A 16534-nucleotide genomic window follows, 5' to 3' on the forward strand; every position below is an offset into this window, starting at 1 on the left:
TTCTTATTGTGCCGGTGCCGTTGCTGGCGGTGCATCGTTGGTAACCCGCAGAATCCCCCACAACCCCGAGAGGTTGCCGTAGGCGGCATAGTCGCGGAACAGGTAGTCCCCCGGCACCGCGTTGGCCCCCCCGGCGCTCGGCAACATGAAGCTGAAGTGCGCTGCGGGCAGCACGCTCTCCTGGGCGCCGATGTACATGGCCATCGGGTTGTAGCCGAAGCGCACCGAGCCGATACCAGGCAGGTTCATCGGGTAGCCGTCGAGGTCGTTCTTCTCGGCCTGGTAGTTGTGCAGCGGCCACAGGTGGCCATCGAGCTGGTAGGTCATGCCACGGCTGCCACCGCTGGGCATGACGATGTGGTTGCGCACCGGCTGGCCTGGCTTGGCGTACAGCACCGGGGTTTGCGGGTCGCCACCGATCAGGGCGTTGGCATAGGCCATGTGGGCATTGGGGACATCCCCGAAGCCCAAGCCATCGGCGCGGCCGAACGGCGAGTCGGGCGCCATGGCGAAGCGCAGCCACAGCGGTTCGGTCTTGTAGTTGACCGCCATGTTGCCGTTGTCCTGCGGGTCGCCCGCAGCGCCGTTGCCTTCGGTGTTGATGCCCTCCACCGGGCGGCCATCGGCCCAGCGCATGTTCAGCGCGCGCTGCCAGACGGTGACGAAGTCGCGGTAGTCTGGCTGGCCGGTGACCTTCACGGTGGCCTGGGCACGACTGGCGGTGTCCTCGGTCCAGGTGGCGGTCTGCGGCAGGACGCTCATGGCGCCGACCAGGCCTTTCTGCGGCTGTTTGATGAAGTCCGACGGGGTCAGGTTGAAGCCGCCGAATTCGATCGCCGTGGTGTTGATGTTGTCTACCGTGCGGCCGAGTTGCAGCACGGGTTTGCCTTCACGCTCCAGGTGCCCCGCGTAGTACTGGTACACCTTGCTGGGGTAGGCGCCGCTGGTGCCGGCGCGGGGTGGCACGGTCTGCACCGGGTTGAGGCCGATGTTGGCACCGTCGGACTTGGTGATGTCATAGGCCAGCAGTTGCGCGTGCAGGCCCACGTGGCTGGACGGGCGCATCAGGTTGTTGGCAAACGCCGTGGCCCCTTCGCTGTCGAACCGGTCGCGCTTGACCACGTTGTGCATCACCGCGGTGGTCGGCAGGTCTGGCATCACCAGCGGCAGGCGGTTCTCCAGGGTGATGCTGATGCAGTCACCGGCGTTGGCACGCAGGATCAGCGGCTCCACGGGCACGCCCGGTTTGAGCTTGCCGGTGCTGGCGTCGAGGTCGGCCTTGCGTACGTACAGCACCGCGGTCGGGTCGTGCAGCGGGGCACTGTGGCCACCAATGGTGAAGGGCTCGCCATCCTCGGGGTCGACGCCGCTGACCTGCGCGATGCTGGTCTTGCGGCTGTTGAACACCAGCGTGCCGCCATTGGCCTTGAGCGGGCCGCCGACATGCTGGCCGAGCCCGGCCGGGTCGTTGATGCTGACCCCGTTGCGGTTCTCGAGGATGTCGTTGGCCAGCGCGGCGACGATCTCGTAGCTGCGCTTGACCGTGGTGCGGGTACCGATGCCGTTGGGGTTGGCCGTGGTTTTCGGGCAGATACCGTCGAAGTTCACGGTGTTGCGCATGGCCACCGGCTGCGGGTTGTTGGGCAGCGGGAACAGGTCGGCACGTTGCGCGGTGTAGTTGCGCATGACGCCCCAGATCCCGTTCCAGTAGCCTTCCAGGGCCGCGTCCAGCGAGTACAGGTAGTCACCGTTGGTGGCGGCGGAGCTGGAGATCATCGACACCGGCGCCATGAAGCCCAGCTGCTCGGAGATGCCGATCATCTGCGACGACTTCCAGCCCGAGTTGGAGCTGTTGCCAAAGCCCGTGCCGTTCTGCAGCCACTTCACGCCGTGCAATGTGATGTTGTGCTCCTCTTCATGGCCACCGGCGTGCATGCGCAGGCGCACGTTGTCACCGGAGTAGGTGCGCAGCATCGGCGTGAACGGGTCGCCCGGTTCGCTGCCGGCCTTGTTGATGTGGGGTGGGAACAGCGTGGTGCCGCCGGTGGGGCCGACTGCCGAGGTGATCGCCGAAGGCGCCAGGTTCATGGCCGGGATGGCACGGTCGGTGCGGGTCTGCAGGGCATAGCTCAAGTCACCGCCCAGGCCGTCGGCCTGCATGCCGCGTTTGCCATCCGGGCCGACCTTGTTCGGGTCGAATACGCGCAGCGCCAGCGGCTCGTTGCGGTAGTTGACGACGAACATGCCCGGGTCATCCACCGAAATCGCCTGCGGGCACGGCCGGCTCGGGCAGCCAGGGTTGATGCCGCCGCGCTCCTCGACGATGGCCTCCAGCAGGTTCGACGCCTTGCCACGCACGGGTGGGTTGATGGCGTAGCGGAAGCTGTCGGCGGTTGCAGGGTAGGCCTGGCCGTTAGGCACACCGTCTGGGCCTGCGCCCACATACACGCCGGCTTCATAGGCGTGCTGGAAGTCGCTGTATTCGAGGAAGAACTCGCGGTAGCTGTCGTTCTTGCCATCGCCATCGTGGTCGCCGGTCTGGATCACCGCCTGCCACGACGTTGGGCCACCGTCCTGGCGAGTGGCCGGGTTGTACAGTTGCTCGCCGGTTTCGGCGTGGTACCAGGTGGAACCGGCAGGTTCGGCCAGCACGGTGGCGTACAGGCCCAATTGCTGATGGGTCGATGGGCCAAGGTGGTCGTGGGTGAAGATGGTGCCCAGGCCCCGGTCGACGTTGTGCACGTTGACCAACGGGTCGGCGAACCAGCGCTGCATGGCGGTGCGTGCACCCAGCCAGTCGGCGCGGCCGAAGCGGCCAAAGTACGGGTGCTGTCTGGCTTTCGGGCAGGCGGCGGTACCGTCACGGCTGTCGCCTTCGCTGCAGTTGTTGAAGGCGCGGATGGCATGCACGCGCTCGACCACACTGCCGGGCGAAAGAATGCCGTCCTCGTAGTTCCAGCCGTTGGCCGAGCCGTCGGCGGCGGTCAGGTCCCACTTGGGCAGGTGGATATGCTGGCCGATCACGTCGGTCGGGGTGCGCACCTGGTAGTCGTCCATCTCGTAGAACGATGGGATCAGGTTGGTGTGCTGGTACATGGTGCAGTCGAAGGTGTTCATGCGCATCACCAGCGGCTCAGGCGGCCGCTGTTTGGTGATCACCGGCCAGGCGTCTTCCCATAGCGCGATGATGCGTGCCTGCGGGAAGTGGTAGCCGACCTTGTTGTACACCGCGTCGAACTGAATGTTGGCGCCCTTGTAGATGCGCGGGCGGTCGGCGGTAAAGGTGGACGCGCCACGGAAGTTCAGGCCCGTGGGGCTCTCGCCGCTGAAGAACTCGCCCACCCCCGAAGACTGCGTGAGGCGCTTGCCGCGGTCATCCATGCACGGTTCGTAGAACGGGGCGCCTGCGGTGGGCAGCGCGCCGTTGGTGCGAAACGCCTTGGCCACCGGCTGGCTGCCAGGGATCAACGCATAGCTGGCGTGCTCGGCCTGGGCATGGAACTGCATGGCGGCCTGCTCGACATCGGTGCCTTCTTCGGGCATGTAGATCGGCTTGGCCTTGTGCACCACCTTGGAGAAGTCCAGCTTGGTGGTGGTGGTCACGGCTTCGCCGCCTGCCGACACGCCGTCCAGGGCATGGCGGCCGAGGCCACCGTCCCAGCCATCGACCTGGTTGGGGTCAAGGTTGGCCCACAGGGCCTTGCCGCTGTCTTTCAGTTGCCGGGCCAGGGCCGGGTCGAGCATGTCCAGTGGCGGGGTTGGCGGGCGGTTGCCGACGCTGCTTTCCATGCCGCCGATCCAGAACGGGTAGCCTGGGTTTTTCAGGGTGCCGTCGGCGTTGCGGTTGCTCTCGCTGCGGTCGACCAGCGCCAGTGAGCCGATGGCCTTGGGTGCTGCAGGCTCATGGCCGTGGTCATCGTCACCCTCCTCCTCGTCGTCTTCGTCCTGGGCGGCGACCAGGGTTTCGGACAGTTTGGGCACCACCACCACTTTGCCCGGCATCGGTGCCATGGCTTTGCCGGGTAGCGGCACGATGGCCGGGATCGGCGTGCCGGCAACGATCTCGCCGTCTGGCAAGGCCCGCGCGCCGGCTGCCGGTTTGCCGCTGCGCAGGGCAAACGGGGTGGTGTGGAAGCCGTTGGCGCCCTGCCCGCTGACCTCCAGGCGGGTGCCCTCTTCAAACACGTCGTGCACCCGCCACATGGCCCACATGCCCTGGGCGAAGTGCGGGTAGAAGTGGCAGTGGTAGATGGCATCGCCAGCTACCCGGTTACGGTTGCCGGAGCCGCCGTTGGCGATTTCGTAGGTGTAGCCGACACCCGCACCGATGCCTTGGGCGTCGATGTAGTCGGAATTGTCGTCATTGGGGTTGAACAGCCACTGGTGCCCGTGCAAATGGAAGATGTGTTGCTCGTGGCCGTTGTGGGTGTTGCGGAACTTGGTGAAGTCACCGATGTAGCTGTGGTGCACGTTGGCAGGCTCGGCCGGGTACAGCGCCATGCTGGCCTTGACCCCGGTGGCACTGGCCGGTGGTACTTCGCCGGGGCGGATATGCTCCAGGCCGACGTTGGCCGGCACATCCACCAGGGTGCCGATATCACCCACGGTATGGGCACTGAGGAAAAACTCTTCATAGGCGCACGACAGGCAGTCATGCATAGGGCCGACACCCAGCCGGTTGGCCACCACTTCGGCGCCCATGCCACCCGAGGCGTAGTTGATCATGAACGAGTCACGCGCCGGTTCCAGCACATGCCCCATCACCGGGTCAGCCCAGTACCCAGGGAAGGCCTGGGTGCCGGCAACCTCGTCGGCGAACTGCGCGGCGAAGTCGCGGAACGCATCCAGGCGGTTGGGCAGCGCCGGGTTGCGTTTGCCGATGCTTTCCAGCGGGTAGGTGGCCTTGGGGAAGCTGCCATCGGGGTTGGGGCCCATGACGATGGCATCGGTTTCGCTGTTGAGGATCTGGTTGCCGTCGACCATGGCGATGATCGGCTTGCCCGCCTTGCCTTCTGTGATCCAGGGCTCCTGCTGTGGGTAGCGGGCTTCGTAGTTGACCACCGGCTGCCCGGTCGGCGTGCGCCCGGTGGTGGCCAGGCGCATTTCTTCTTCGGTCAACGTGTTGCGGTAGGCACGCCCACCTTTGGGCACTACCACCACCTGGCCAAACAGGCCATTGGAGACGTTGCCCGCCGTGCCTTCGCCGCCGAAGGTGGCCGCCTTGCTGGTGGCGGCGAAGGCCCCTTCGCGTTCGGCGTAGAGGGTATAGCTGCGGGTGCTGCCCGGGCTTACCAGGAAATTGCCATTGCGGCCGGTGTTGGCGGAAATGTCGGCAATGCTGTTGACCGCCTGCATGCCATTGACCTGGAAACCGACCAGGCGTTCGGCAACCTGCTCGTCTGCCACCAGGCCTTCGCCGCTTTCGTTCTCGACTTCGGTTTCCGGCCCTTCTTCGCCTTCCTCACCCTCGGGTTCCTCGGCTTCGATGCCATGCTTGTTGGGGTTGGCGCGGTAGTCGAGCAGGTTGGTGAGGTTGACCGTCAGGCATTCGCCAGCCGCTACGCGCAGCACGATGGGGCGCGGGCGCTTGTCCGGGCGCAGGGTCACCTTGCCCGGCACCGCAGCCCCGCCCTTGCTCAGCGGCACCTGCTTGTCGTCCACCACGTCCTCACGCAGGGCGAACATCATGCCATTGGCGTTTTGCGCGCCCAGGCGGTTGAACATCAGTGGCTGGTCCAGGGCAACTACGTTGGCCACCAAGGTACGCTGGCATTGCACCGCCGCTTCGCTGGTCGCTGCCCAGCCCAGCAGGGCGATGACGAGTGATGTCAGGACGGGGCCTTTGTTCGGGATGGACATGCTGCACCTCCGGGACACAGAAACTCTGCGAGAGGTTCAGCAAGGTGTATGCCAGAACAAAATACCGTATTGAATCAATAGTTTATGTTAGCAATCGAACCAGTTTGGGGAGGATCCCCCGCAAGAATTCCCCACATCGGGGGACGATATGCATTGTCATTTGCAGGCGATTGGCCTCCTGCAAAAAAGTTGAACGTCTGCGTATGGGTGCTTTCAAAAAAACGATATAGGTCCTTTTGCAGGAGCCCAGCAGCAATGAAGATGCCCGGCCGTTCGCCCAATGCCAACCTGCAGCTCGACTACGTGCGGGATACGCTGTTCGGCCCGATAGCCCAAAGCGTTGAATGCCAGTGCCAGCTCGCCGCCCTCAACCTGCAGGGCCGCCCTGCCCTGCGGCTGCACATTTGCCCACCGCTCCCCGATAAAGTCGAACGCGCCCACAGCGTGGCGTTCGTATGGGACGGGCGTAGTTACCATGGCGTAGTCCGCGATCAGGGCAAATGTGGTGATGGCGGCTTGAATCTACTGGTCGAGCTGCAATAAGCCGATCAACGGCGGCGAACCTGGCTGAACCTGCCGCAAACAGCGCGTCTCCATAATTAAAGGCCTGCGCCTTGAGGAGAACGCCATGAACAGTCCGTTGCTCAAGCTCTTCACTCACCCTTCCGACGCCTGGATGGACATCCGCCGCGCCGAAGAAGACCACCCTCAGCAATACCTTCCGCGCCTGCTGGTATTGGCACTCATCCCCGCACTGTGCCTGTTCGTTGGCACCACCACCTTCGGCTGGAGCCTGGCCGCCGAGGAGCGGGTGCGCCTGAGTATGGGCAGCGCGGCGCAGTTGGCCGGGTTGCTGTATGCCACCACGGTGGTCGGGGTCATGCTGATGGGCGTGATGATCCGCTGGATGTCACGCGGCTTCGACGTGCAACCCACACTGGGCCAGTGCATTGGCTTTGCCGCCTACTGTGCCTCGCCGTGGTTCTTTGCCGGGGTAATTGGCCTGGTGCCGATCCGCTGGCTGGCGCTTATCGTGCTGGTAGCGGCTTCCGCCTACGCCACGGTGCTGTTGTATGGCGGGCTGCAGACCTTTCTGCGCTTGCGCAAGGAACAGGCGATGCTGTTCGCGACCTGTGTCTGGGGCGTGGGGTTGTTGCTGTTGGTGACCATCCTGGTGTCGATGATCCTGTTCTGGACCAACGGCTTGATGCCGGAGTACGTGCGGCCGGCCAGCCTGGGCTGACCGGCACGCGAGGGGCGGTCAGGCGATCGCCCGCATCGGCGCTGGGTGGCTGGCACGCAGCGCATGCAACTGGCCGACCAGGTTCACCACGTCGCGGCAGCTGTTCAGCTGCTGCAATGGCACCCCGGTGAGGGTAACGCCCTCCTCCAGGCTTTGCCCTTGGCCCAGCCGGATGGTCAGGCTGGTACCGTCGGTGCAACTGACTTCGCAGCGGTCAGGCAGGCAGGCCTGTTCGATCATTTGGCGCATTTCAAGCATCGAAACTCCAATCAACGACATGTCACGACCCTCTCTTCTTATGGATGGCCTGAAGCTATGTGAGTACGCCTTTGGCAGGCAGGGTGCCAATTGATAATGCGCATGCCCAAGCGGCCGTCCATGCGCCAAGGCAATGATAATGCGGGAGATCATCTAGCACCTTAGTGGAAGAACGGCGAAGGGCCATGACCGTTCGATCCAATGATGGCACCTGGCGACAGGCGGTCAGCTTGCCGCCAGAGGGCCTGAACGTCAGTGCGCTTGACCCTCCATCTGCCCAAACCGCCCGGCATGGAAATCGTCGAACGACTCGGCGATTTCCGCCTGGCTGTTCATCACGAACGGACCATAGCCGACGATGGGCTCATCGATTGGCTCACCGCTGAGCAACAGCACGCTGGCGCCTTCGCGCGCCTCGATCAACACGTCTTCGCCAGTACGCTCCAGCAGTACCAGGCTGGCCGGGCCGGCGTCACGCTCACCGTTGACCCGCAGCGTGCCACGCAGCACGACCAGCGCCGCATTGCGGCCAGCGGCGACGGGCAGTTGCACGTGCGAACCCGCCTGCAGGCGCATGTCCCAGACGTCCATCGGGGTGAAGGTCCGCGCCGGCCCCTGATGGCCTTGGTAGCTACCTGCAATGACCCGAAGGCTGCCCGCGTCACCGTCCAGCGCCACCTCAGGGATGTCTGTTGCCAGCAATGTCTGGTAGCCAGCCGCCGCGCGTTTATCCCGCGCTGGCAGGTTGACCCACAGCTGCACCATCTCGAGCATGCCGCCACTGCGGGCGAACGCCGGTGAATGGAACTCTTCATGGATGATGCCGTTGGCGGCAGTCATCCACTGCACATCCCCCGGGCCGATGAAGCCACCGGCGCCGGTGGAGTCACGGTGCTCCAGCTCGCCCTGGTAAACGATGGTCACTGTCTCGAAACCACGGTGAGGGTGCTGGCCGACGCCGCGCCGGTCGGTGGTTGGGGTAAAGGTGTGCGGCCCGGCGTAATCGAGCAGCAGGAACGGGCTGATCTGGCTGGCCAGGTTGTCGTAGGTGAACAAGCTGCGCACCGGAAAACCATCGCCTACCCAGTGGGCGTGCGGGCTGCGGTGGATACCCAGGATCTTTTTCATGAGAAGTCTCCTCTCTAAGGCTGGGTTAACCTTATCAATGAGACCAATCGACGGGTAGCCAGCGAAAATGGCTTTGAGTGTCCCATTAATGGAACAGTTGCTCAGCCCTGCAGGAAATCCACCACCTGTTGCGCCGCCGTGGCCGGTTCCTCCTGCATGAAACAATGCCCTCCGGCGACCTGGCGAGCCTCTACCTGGGCGTTGAGGGTGGCCAAGCGCTGGGCCGAGTGCGGCACAAAGGGATAGGTGTGCTCGCCATGAAGCACCAGGGTCGGCGCCTGGATGGCCGCGAGGTGCGCCCACATGCGCGTGGGGAACGAACTGAAGATCTCCACTTCGCGGCTGGGCCGGCATTTGAGCACCACACCTTCACCGCAATCGCCGATGGCGTGTTCAATATAGGCGTGCAGCGCGGCGTCCTTCCAGCCTTTGAAAATCCCCCGCCCCTGCAGCGAGGCCAGTGCTGCCTCGCGGTCCGGCCAGTGGCTGCGGCGGCTGGCAGCCTTGCGCGCCAGGGTATGCCGGCGGTGCAGGCCGACCAGCGCCGCGGCCCCCATCATGCCGATCATGCGCCGGCTGAACAGCACCGGGTCGAGCAGCACCGCACGTTCGAACAGGCGTGGCGCGCTGGCCAGGATCAAGCCCGTCAGCACGCCACCGAAACTGTGCCCCACCGCGTAGCGCGGCACCTCGCCATACTCGCCACGCCCCGCCTCGAATGCTTCCACCGCCAGGGCGGCGGTGCGGTTCCAGCCGCGGAACGCGCCACCGTGGTCACTGTCGCCATGCCCCTGGACATCGCACAGCCACAGGTCGAAATGCTCGCCCAGGCGCATCAGCATCGGCTCGTAGGCCAGGCAGCAGAAGCCGTTGCCGTGCAAAAAATGCAGCAGCGGCTTGCCGCTTGCCGGCGAGCGCCAGCCGCGCAAGGTGAAGCCTTCGGAGCATGGGTGGGACCAGGGGATCAACTGCATGGGCTTGCGGTACTCGACGCGTTACGAAAACGACGATTCTACAAACAGCAGCGGGTACAGGGAAATCACCAGCAGCAAGGCCATCAGGACATTGAACAGCATCAGCCAACGGGGGTTCTGCAGCAGGTTGCGCAGCGCGCTGCCGCACATCACCCACACACCGACGCTGGGCAGGTTGACCAGGGCGAACACCGCGGCGACCACGATCACGTTCATCACATAGCCCTGGGCCGGCGTGTACGTGGTGATTGCCCCTACCGCCATCACCCAGGCCTTGGGGTTGACCCACTGAAACGCCGCCGCGCCCCAGAAGCCCATCGGCTTGCGGGCATCGGGCGAATCGGCGCCGATTGGCCCGGAGGTGGCGATCTTCCAGGCGAGGTACAGCAAATAGGCAGCGCCCACATAGCGCAGCACGGTGTACAGCGCAGGCCAGGCCTTGAACACCTCGCCCAGGCCCAGGCCGACGGCAAGCACCATGACCATGAAGCCGATGCTGATACCCAGCGCATGGGGGATCGAGCGGCGCACGCCAAAGTTCACGCCCGAGGCCAGCAACATGGTGTTGTTAGGCCCTGGGGTGATCGAGGAAACAAAGGCAAACAGCACGAAGGCGGTAAGCAGGTCGGCAGAGGCAAGCATGGTGCGGATTCCAGAAGCGTTATAGGTGCTGTCACACTACTGGAGTCGCACGGCATTGCGACCGGTACAGTTACATTAAATTAAGCAGATACACATGACTGTATCGTCCACGAGGCACGAAGAAAGGAAGCCCAGATGAGTTTGACCATTCGCCCTGCCGTTCGCACCGACGCCACGCAGATTCTCGCCTTCATCACCGAGCTGGCCGAATACGAGCGGGCGCGGCATGAAGTGATCGCCAGCGTTGCCGATATCGAACAGAGCCTGTTCGATGAGGGCAGCACGGTGCACAGCCTGATCTGCGAGCGCGATGGGCGGGCCATCGGCTTTGCCGTGTATTTCTACAGTTTTTCGACCTGGCTGGGGCGTAACGGGATTTACCTGGAGGACCTCTACATCACTCCGGAACAACGCGGCGGTGGCGCTGGCCGGGATTTGCTGCGGCACATTGCCCGTGAGGCGGTGGAGCACCGCTGTGGGCGGTTGGAGTGGAGTGTGCTGGACTGGAACGCGCCGGCGATCGGGTTCTATGAATCGCTGGGGGCCCAAGCGCAGGATGAGTGGGTGCGGTACCGGCTGGATGGCGACAAGCTGCTGCGGTTTGCCCGGGGTTGATTGCCGGCCTGCACCGGCCCTATCGCGGGCAAGCCCGCTCCAAAGGCCGGCAGCGCTGCTGAACCTGTGGCAGCGGCTTCAGCCGCGAAGCAGGCGCCGCGGTGGATGGCACCGGCTTCGCCGGTGTTCGCGGCTGAAGCCGCTCCTACAGGGTCCCCGGCAAATCAGTAAGTTCTGTGGGAGCCGGCTTGCCGGCGATAGGGCCGGTATTGGCTACCTCAATTCCCCTGCCAGACCGCACCGGCGATATCCACCCGTTTGGGCAACAACCGGTTCTCGAAAAACAACGCGGCGGTACGCTGCTGCGCCGCCACGATCTCGTCACTCACCGCAATCACCGGCGATGCGGGCCGATGGCTGAAGCTGCGCCGCACCACCGCTTCCGGCAGGCCCATGAACTGCGCCAACAGCTGAATGCTGCCGGCTTCATCGCTGCGCGTCAGCGCTTCGGCGCGGGTGATCTCGTCGAGCACCTGCTTGACGAACTCACCGTGGGCCTCGACATACCCGCGCGCGCCCAGCATGAACGGCCCGATCAAGCCCAGCCCTTCGCCATCAGCCAGCAAGCGAGCCTTGCCTTCCAGGTCGATGGCCGAATAGAACGGGTCCCAGATCGCCCAGGCGTCCACGCTGCCACGCTCGAACGCAGCACGCGCATCCGCTGGCGCCAGGTACACCGGTTGCACGTCACGGATGCTCAGGCCGGCCTTGGCCAGGCTGCGCAACAGCAGGTTGTGCGCGCTGGAGCCCTTCTGCAGGGCTATGCGCTTGCCCTTGAGTTCGGCAACGGAGTTGATCGGGCTGCCCTTGGGCACGAGGATCACCTCGGCTTTCGGCTTCGGTGGTTCGGCGCCGATGTACAACAGGTCGGCGCCGGCGGCCTGGGCAAAAATCGGCGGGATGTCGCCGGTGGAGCCTATGTCCAGGCTGCCAATGTTCAAGGCTTCGAGCATCTGCGGCCCGGCCGGAAACTCGATCCACTCGACCTGCGTGTTGGCAAAGCGCTGCTCCAGCAGGCGGTGCTGCTTGGCCAGCACCAGGCTGATCGAGCCCTTCTGGTAGCCGATGCGCAAGGCGGCAGGGTCGGCCGCGTGCGCCGCGCCGGCCAGGGCCAGCAGTGCAACCAGGGCAAAACGTACAAGGCGCATCGGTCACTCCTTCCAGTCGGTCGAGGGTTTTTCCCAGAGGTTGATCCCGCCTTCCACGGCGTACTGGTCGATCTCGGCCAGCTCCTCGGCGCTGAACGCCAGGTTGTCGAGTGCGGCGACGTTCTCGATGATCTGCTCGGGCCGGCTGGCGCCGATCAGTGCCGAGCTTACCCGTGGATCGCGCAGGGTCCAGGCCAGGGCCAGCTGGGCAAGGCTCTGGCCGCGGCGCTGGGCGATTTCGTTCAGGGCGCGGGCGCGGGCGATGTTGGCCTCGGACAGGTGCTGGGGCAGCAACGAGCCACCGCCTGCCCGGTTCACCCGCGCATCGGCGGGGATGCCATTGAGGTACTTGTCGCTGAGCAACCCCTGGGCCAGGGCGGTGAACACGATCACACCGGCGCCTACCTCAGCCGTGGTGTCCAGCAGGTCATGTTCGATCCAGCGGTTGAACAGGTTGTACGAAGGCTGGTGAATCAACAGCGGCACATGCAGCTCGGCCAGCAGCGCGGCGATCTCGCGGGTCTTGCCGGCCGAGTAGGACGAGATGCCGATGTACAGCGCCTTGCCCTGGCGGACGATATCGGCCAGGGCGATGGCGGTCTCTTCAAGCGGCGTGTCGGCGTCGAAGCGGTGCGAGTAGAAGATGTCGACATAGTCCAGGCCCAGGCGCTGCAGGCTCTGGTCGAGGCTGGAGACCAGGTATTTGCGCGAACTGCCGCCCTGCCCGTACGGCCCCGGCCACATGTCCCAGCCCGCCTTGCTGGAGATGATCAGCTCGTCGCGGTAGCTGCCCAGGTCTTCGCGCAGCAGGCGGCCGAAGTTGGTCTCGGCGCTGCCGTAGGGTGGGCCATAGTTGTTGGCCAGGTCGAAGTGGTTGATACCGGCATCGAACGCGGTGCGCAGCAAGGCGCGCTGGGTATCGATGGGTGTGGCATCGCCGAAGTTGTGCCACAGGCCCAGGGACAGGGCCGGCAGCACCAGGCCGCTGCGGCCGACACGGCGGTAAGGCATGCGCGCATAGCGCTCGGGGTGTGCGATGTAGCTCATGGTTGGCCTCGCTCGGCAAAGTTGGGGTTGACGGGGCGCGCCAGCCCCAGGTGCTCGCGCAAGGTGCGGCCCTGGTACTGGCGGCGGAACAGGCCACGGCGCTGCAGTTCGGGGACCACTTGGCTGGCGAAGTCCTCCAGGCCCTGGGGCAGATGCGGCACCAGCACGTTGAAACCATCGGCGGCCCGGCCTTCAAACCAGGCCTGGAGTTGGTCGGCGATGTGTGATGGCGTGCCGACCAGGCTGTAATGCCCTCGCCCGCCGGCGATGCGCCGGCCCAGTTCGGCCAGGGTCAGTTGTTCATTGCCGGCCAGTTCGGTCAGCAGTTGCTGGCGGCTGCGCTGGCCGTCCTGGGTCGGTGGCAGCTCGGGCAATGGCCCATCCAGCGGGTAGCCGGACAAGTCGAAGTTGCCCAGCATGCGCCCCAGCAAAGCGACGCCGACACGGGGATCGACCAAGTCCTGGAACTGCTGGAACTTGTCCTGCGCTTGGGCAGCACTGCGCCCCACCACGACAAACACGCCGGGCATGATCTTCAGCGAATCTTCGCCACGCCCATGCCGCGCCAGGCGGCCCTTGAGGTCGCTGTAAAAGGCCTGGGCACGGGCCAGGCTGGGTTGGGCGGTGAACACCACTTCGGCGCTTTCGGCGGCCAGTTCGCGACCGGCCTCGGAGGAGCCGGCCTGCACCAGCACCGGCCGCCCCTGAGGTGAACGGGCAACGTTGAGCGGCCCCTTGACGCGAAAGTGCTCCCCTGCGTGGTCCAGGGTGCGTACCGCGTCCGGGCGATGGAACTGGCCGCTGGCCTTGTCGCGCACAAAAGCGTCATCCGCCCAGCTGTCCCACAAGCCCTGCACCACCTGCTGGAACTCGCGGGCCCGGGCATAGCGCTGGGCGTGCGTGATATGCGCATCGCGGCCGAAATTACCGGCCTCGGCGGCGGCATCGGAAGTGACCAGGTTCCAGCCGGCACGCCCGCCGGAAAGATGGTCCAGCGAAGCGTACTTGCGCGCCACGTGGTAGGGCTCGTTATAGCTGGTGGTGGCCGTGGCGATCAGGCCGATGCGTTCGGTCACCGCGCTCAGTGCCGACAGCAGGGTCAGCGGCTCGAAATACACCGAGCGGGCGCTGTGGCTGGCCAGGGCATCGGTCGGCGCGGCGACGCTGTCGGCAACGAACAGCGCATCGAAACAGGCCGCCTCGGCGACTTGCGCGGCGCGCCGGTAGCTGGCGAAGTCCATCGGGTCGGCCGGCACATCCGGGTGGCGCCAGGCCGCCAGGTGGTGCCCGGTGGCCATCAGGAAGGCGCCGAGGCTCATTTGACGATTCATGTCGATCTCCTTGCAGGGGCCGCTGTGCGGCCCGAAGGGCTGGGTAATCTCCCACCGTTAAAAACGCGCTTAGAAGTCCTTGCGAAGCTGCACGCCGAAATAGCGCCCGTCGTCGCGTGGCACCGAGCGGTAGATGTAGTCCCCGCCACTGGCCAGCATTTGCGCGTACGACTTGTCACCGAGGTTCTTGCCCAACAGCGCCACGCGCCAGCCGTCGTTGTAGTCGGCCAGGGCGATGCTGGCGTTCCAGATACCGTAGGCGCCCTGCACGGTGTCGGGGTTTTGATCGAGGCTGAACTGCACCTCGTCCTGCCAGCTGTAGTCGCTGGACAGCTCGATATCCAGGCCGTTGTCCAGCGGTATGGTGTAGTCGGCCCGCACGTAGGTTTTCCAGTCCGGGGTGAACGGCAGGTGGCCGCCATCGATGTTGCAGTTGGCCGCCGCGCCTACCGGGCAGTTGAAGTGGTCGACCCGGGCCTTGGTGTAGGCCATCGCCGCCGACAGTTTGAGCTGGCGTGTGGCCTGGAAGCTGGCGTCGAGCTCCACGCCCTGGGTCTTGACCTTGCCGGCGTTGACCAGGCGGGTGACCACCTGGTTGGCGACGGTATCGAAGAAGTTGGCCTGGTAGTCGTCGTAGTCGGTGTGGAACACCGCGAGGTTGGCCATCAGGCGGTTGTCCAGCGCGGTGCCCTTGAGGCCGATTTCATAAGCGTCGGAGGTTTCCGGCTTGAGCGCATCGGTGTCGCGCGGCTGCATGTTGAAGAACACGTTGTAGGCCGGGCCTTTGTAGCCGCGCGAATAGGTCACGTAGCCGGTCAGGTTGTCGTTGAAGTCGTACTGCAGGCCGGTGCGGCCGCTCCAGCCGTCCTCGTCCACCGAGCCGGAGCTGGACGTGGATGGCTGGATGCCGGTCACGGCAGTGGCGGCTGTGGAGACGCGACGGTGGTCATAGTCGAAGTCGTCGTGGGTCCAGCGCAGGCCGAAGATGGCACGCAGGTCGTCGGTGAAGTTGAAGGTGTTTTCGCCGAACAGGGCGACGCTGTCGTTGGTGGTGGAGTAATCCGCCCGCCCGCGGTTGGCCACAGCATCATTGACCGACAGGCGCTGGTAGGTTTCGTTGGACGTGCCATGCATGTAGAAGGCGCCCAGCACGTATTCGTTGAACTGCCCTTTGGGCGAGGTCAGGCGAAACTCTTGGCTGTACTGGTCGTAATCAACCGTGCCCTTGTCGTGGGAAGCGGTCACGGGCAGCAAGGCACGGCGATCGCCGTCCTGGTACTGGGTGTTGTCCCAGCCGCGCCAGGCGCTGATCGAAGTCAGGGTGTAATCGCCCAACTGCCAGTCGAGCTGGGCCGACAGGCCCTGGTTCTGGTCTTCGACATGGGTTTTGAAGTCGCTGTTGATGTCGCGGTTGTGGGCGCTTGGCGTTACCGGACGAAGCTGGTTGGTGAAGGCGGTACTGGCGCGGGTGACCACGCCGCTGGGCAAGGTGTCTTCACCCCTCATGTAGTCGGCGATCAGAGTCAGGCGCAGGGCTTCGCTGGGCTCGAACTCCAGCTTGCCGCGCACACCTTTGCGCCCGTAACCGTTGACGTCATGGCCATTGGCGACGTTTTCGACGTTGCCGTCGTAGTCGCCCCATAGGGTGCTCAGCGAGCCCTTGAACTGCTCGTTCAGGCGCCCGCCAATGCCAAAGCGCAGGCGGTTTTCGTCACCCCCGCCGAAGTGTGAATAGTCCACGTAGCCCTGGGTGTGCTCAGGGATGGCTTTACTCACCACGTTCAACACACCGGCCGAGGCATTCTTGCCGAACAGCGTGCCCTGCGGGCCGCGCAGCACTTCGATGCGCTCAAGGTCGAGCAGGTCGAGGGTGGACTGGCCAGGGCGGCCGAACACCACGCCATCCACCACCGTGGCCACGGTAGGCTCCACGCCTGGGGACGTGGAGATGGTGCCCACGCCACGGATGAACAGCGATGTGTCCTTGTTCGAAGCACCGGCACGGTAGTTGAGGGTGGGTACTTGCTGGACGATGCTGGCAACGTTGTTGCGGTTGTCACGCTCAAGCTGTTCGCCATCGACCACCGACACCGCCACCGGTACTTCCTGCAGGGTCGATTCACGCCGGGTGGCGGTGACGGTCACCGCGCCCAGCGACGTGGCCTGCGGCGCGTGCTCGACCGTCTCTGCGGCCTGGGCGCATTGGCCGACGGCGGCCAGCAGCACGGCGGCAGCCAAAGGGTGGTGTTGGGTAAAGGGGAAGGCGCTACGGCTTATATGCATGATGCT

At 64.9% G+C, this 16534-nt stretch carries 12 protein-coding genes; 3 read left to right on the forward strand and 9 right to left on the reverse strand.

The window, feature by feature from the left end; genetic code table 11:
• Positions 1 to 3: 3 nt before the first annotated feature.
• Positions 4 to 5859 carry a manganese-oxidizing multicopper oxidase MnxG gene (gene mnxG, locus ACNQPL_RS19360; protein ID WP_416467599.1) on the reverse strand — a complete coding sequence of 1952 codons (5856 nt, stop codon included), beginning with the start codon at positions 5857 to 5859 and terminating at the stop codon, positions 4 to 6.
• A 255-nt stretch (positions 5860 to 6114) separates the two neighbouring features.
• On the opposite strand from mnxG, the gene ACNQPL_RS19365 reads away from it, so the two are divergent.
• Positions 6115 to 6402, forward strand: coding sequence for a hypothetical protein (locus ACNQPL_RS19365; protein ID WP_346615854.1), 288 nt, complete (start codon positions 6115 to 6117; stop codon positions 6400 to 6402).
• An 85-nt stretch (positions 6403 to 6487) separates the two neighbouring features.
• Positions 6488 to 7102, forward strand: a complete 615-nt coding sequence (locus ACNQPL_RS19370) for a Yip1 family protein (RefSeq protein WP_416467601.1) — start codon at positions 6488 to 6490, stop codon at positions 7100 to 7102.
• Positions 7103 to 7120: 18 nt separating this feature from the next.
• Here ACNQPL_RS19370 and ACNQPL_RS19375 read toward each other — a convergent pair whose 3' ends face one another.
• The 4 genes from ACNQPL_RS19375 to ACNQPL_RS19390 all read right to left on the reverse strand — a co-directional run bounded on the left by ACNQPL_RS19375 (position 7121) and on the right by ACNQPL_RS19390 (position 10104).
• Complete coding sequence (locus ACNQPL_RS19375) at positions 7121 to 7381, reverse strand: DUF1652 domain-containing protein (RefSeq protein WP_346615852.1); 261 nt, start codon at positions 7379 to 7381, stop codon at positions 7121 to 7123.
• 231 nt (positions 7382 to 7612) lie between these two features.
• Complete coding sequence (locus ACNQPL_RS19380; protein ID WP_416467602.1) at positions 7613 to 8488, reverse strand: pirin family protein; 876 nt, start codon at positions 8486 to 8488, stop codon at positions 7613 to 7615.
• A gap of 101 nt (positions 8489 to 8589) precedes the next feature.
• Positions 8590 to 9462, reverse strand: coding sequence for an alpha/beta fold hydrolase (locus ACNQPL_RS19385; protein WP_416467603.1), 873 nt, complete (start codon positions 9460 to 9462; stop codon positions 8590 to 8592).
• 21 nt (positions 9463 to 9483) lie between these two features.
• A complete protein-coding gene (locus ACNQPL_RS19390) occupies positions 9484 to 10104 on the reverse strand; it encodes a LysE family translocator (protein WP_346615849.1) in 621 nt (206 codons plus the stop codon).
• Between the two features lie 135 nt (positions 10105 to 10239).
• On the opposite strand from ACNQPL_RS19390, the gene ACNQPL_RS19395 reads away from it, so the two are divergent.
• The gene (locus ACNQPL_RS19395) at positions 10240 to 10719 is read left to right on the forward strand and encodes a GNAT family N-acetyltransferase (protein WP_416467604.1); all 480 of its coding nucleotides are present in this window, start codon (positions 10240 to 10242) and stop codon (positions 10717 to 10719) included.
• Positions 10720 to 10937: 218 nt separating this feature from the next.
• On the opposite strand, the gene ACNQPL_RS19400 is transcribed toward ACNQPL_RS19395, so the two are convergent.
• The 4 genes from ACNQPL_RS19400 to ACNQPL_RS19415 all read right to left on the reverse strand — a co-directional run bounded on the left by ACNQPL_RS19400 (position 10938) and on the right by ACNQPL_RS19415 (position 16528).
• Positions 10938 to 11867: an aliphatic sulfonate ABC transporter substrate-binding protein gene (locus tag ACNQPL_RS19400; RefSeq protein ID WP_416467605.1), complete on the reverse strand. Its 930-nt coding sequence runs from the start codon at positions 11865 to 11867 to the stop codon at positions 10938 to 10940.
• A 3-nt stretch (positions 11868 to 11870) separates the two neighbouring features.
• The gene (gene mgrA / locus ACNQPL_RS19405; RefSeq protein ID WP_416467607.1) at positions 11871 to 12914 is read right to left on the reverse strand and encodes an L-glyceraldehyde 3-phosphate reductase; all 1044 of its coding nucleotides are present in this window, start codon (positions 12912 to 12914) and stop codon (positions 11871 to 11873) included.
• The gene (locus tag ACNQPL_RS19410) at positions 12911 to 14245 is read right to left on the reverse strand and encodes an LLM class flavin-dependent oxidoreductase (RefSeq protein ID WP_416467609.1); all 1335 of its coding nucleotides are present in this window, start codon (positions 14243 to 14245) and stop codon (positions 12911 to 12913) included. Before ACNQPL_RS19410 ends, mgrA begins: the two co-directional genes overlap by 4 nt.
• A gap of 69 nt (positions 14246 to 14314) precedes the next feature.
• Positions 14315 to 16528, reverse strand: coding sequence for a TonB-dependent receptor (locus ACNQPL_RS19415; protein WP_416467610.1), 2214 nt, complete (start codon positions 16526 to 16528; stop codon positions 14315 to 14317).
• Positions 16529 to 16534 lie beyond the last annotated feature (6 nt).

It is taken from the genome of Pseudomonas sp. LFS044 (assembly GCF_047978245.1).
Classification (GTDB): Bacteria; Pseudomonadota; Gammaproteobacteria; order Pseudomonadales; family Pseudomonadaceae; genus Aquipseudomonas.

Excerpts from the sequence above, each read along its gene's own strand:
- mnxG (WP_416467599.1), bottom strand. The coding sequence starts at position 5,859 with ATGTCCATCCCGAACAAAGGCCCCGTCCTGACATCACTCGTCATCGCC.
- ACNQPL_RS19365 (WP_346615854.1), top strand. The coding sequence starts at position 6,115 with ATGAAGATGCCCGGCCGTTCGCCCAATGCCAACCTGCAGCTCGACTAC.
- ACNQPL_RS19370 (WP_416467601.1), top strand. The coding sequence starts at position 6,488 with ATGAACAGTCCGTTGCTCAAGCTCTTCACTCACCCTTCCGACGCCTGG.
- ACNQPL_RS19375 (WP_346615852.1), bottom strand. The coding sequence starts at position 7,381 with ATGTCGTTGATTGGAGTTTCGATGCTTGAAATGCGCCAAATGATCGAA.
- ACNQPL_RS19380 (WP_416467602.1), bottom strand. The coding sequence starts at position 8,488 with ATGAAAAAGATCCTGGGTATCCACCGCAGCCCGCACGCCCACTGGGTA.
- ACNQPL_RS19385 (WP_416467603.1), bottom strand. The coding sequence starts at position 9,462 with ATGCAGTTGATCCCCTGGTCCCACCCATGCTCCGAAGGCTTCACCTTG.
- ACNQPL_RS19390 (WP_346615849.1), bottom strand. The coding sequence starts at position 10,104 with ATGCTTGCCTCTGCCGACCTGCTTACCGCCTTCGTGCTGTTTGCCTTT.
- ACNQPL_RS19395 (WP_416467604.1), top strand. The coding sequence starts at position 10,240 with ATGAGTTTGACCATTCGCCCTGCCGTTCGCACCGACGCCACGCAGATT.
- ACNQPL_RS19400 (WP_416467605.1), bottom strand. The coding sequence starts at position 11,867 with ATGCGCCTTGTACGTTTTGCCCTGGTTGCACTGCTGGCCCTGGCCGGC.
- mgrA (WP_416467607.1), bottom strand. The coding sequence starts at position 12,914 with ATGAGCTACATCGCACACCCCGAGCGCTATGCGCGCATGCCTTACCGC.
- ACNQPL_RS19410 (WP_416467609.1), bottom strand. The coding sequence starts at position 14,245 with ATGAATCGTCAAATGAGCCTCGGCGCCTTCCTGATGGCCACCGGGCAC.
- ACNQPL_RS19415 (WP_416467610.1), bottom strand. The coding sequence starts at position 16,528 with ATGCATATAAGCCGTAGCGCCTTCCCCTTTACCCAACACCACCCTTTG.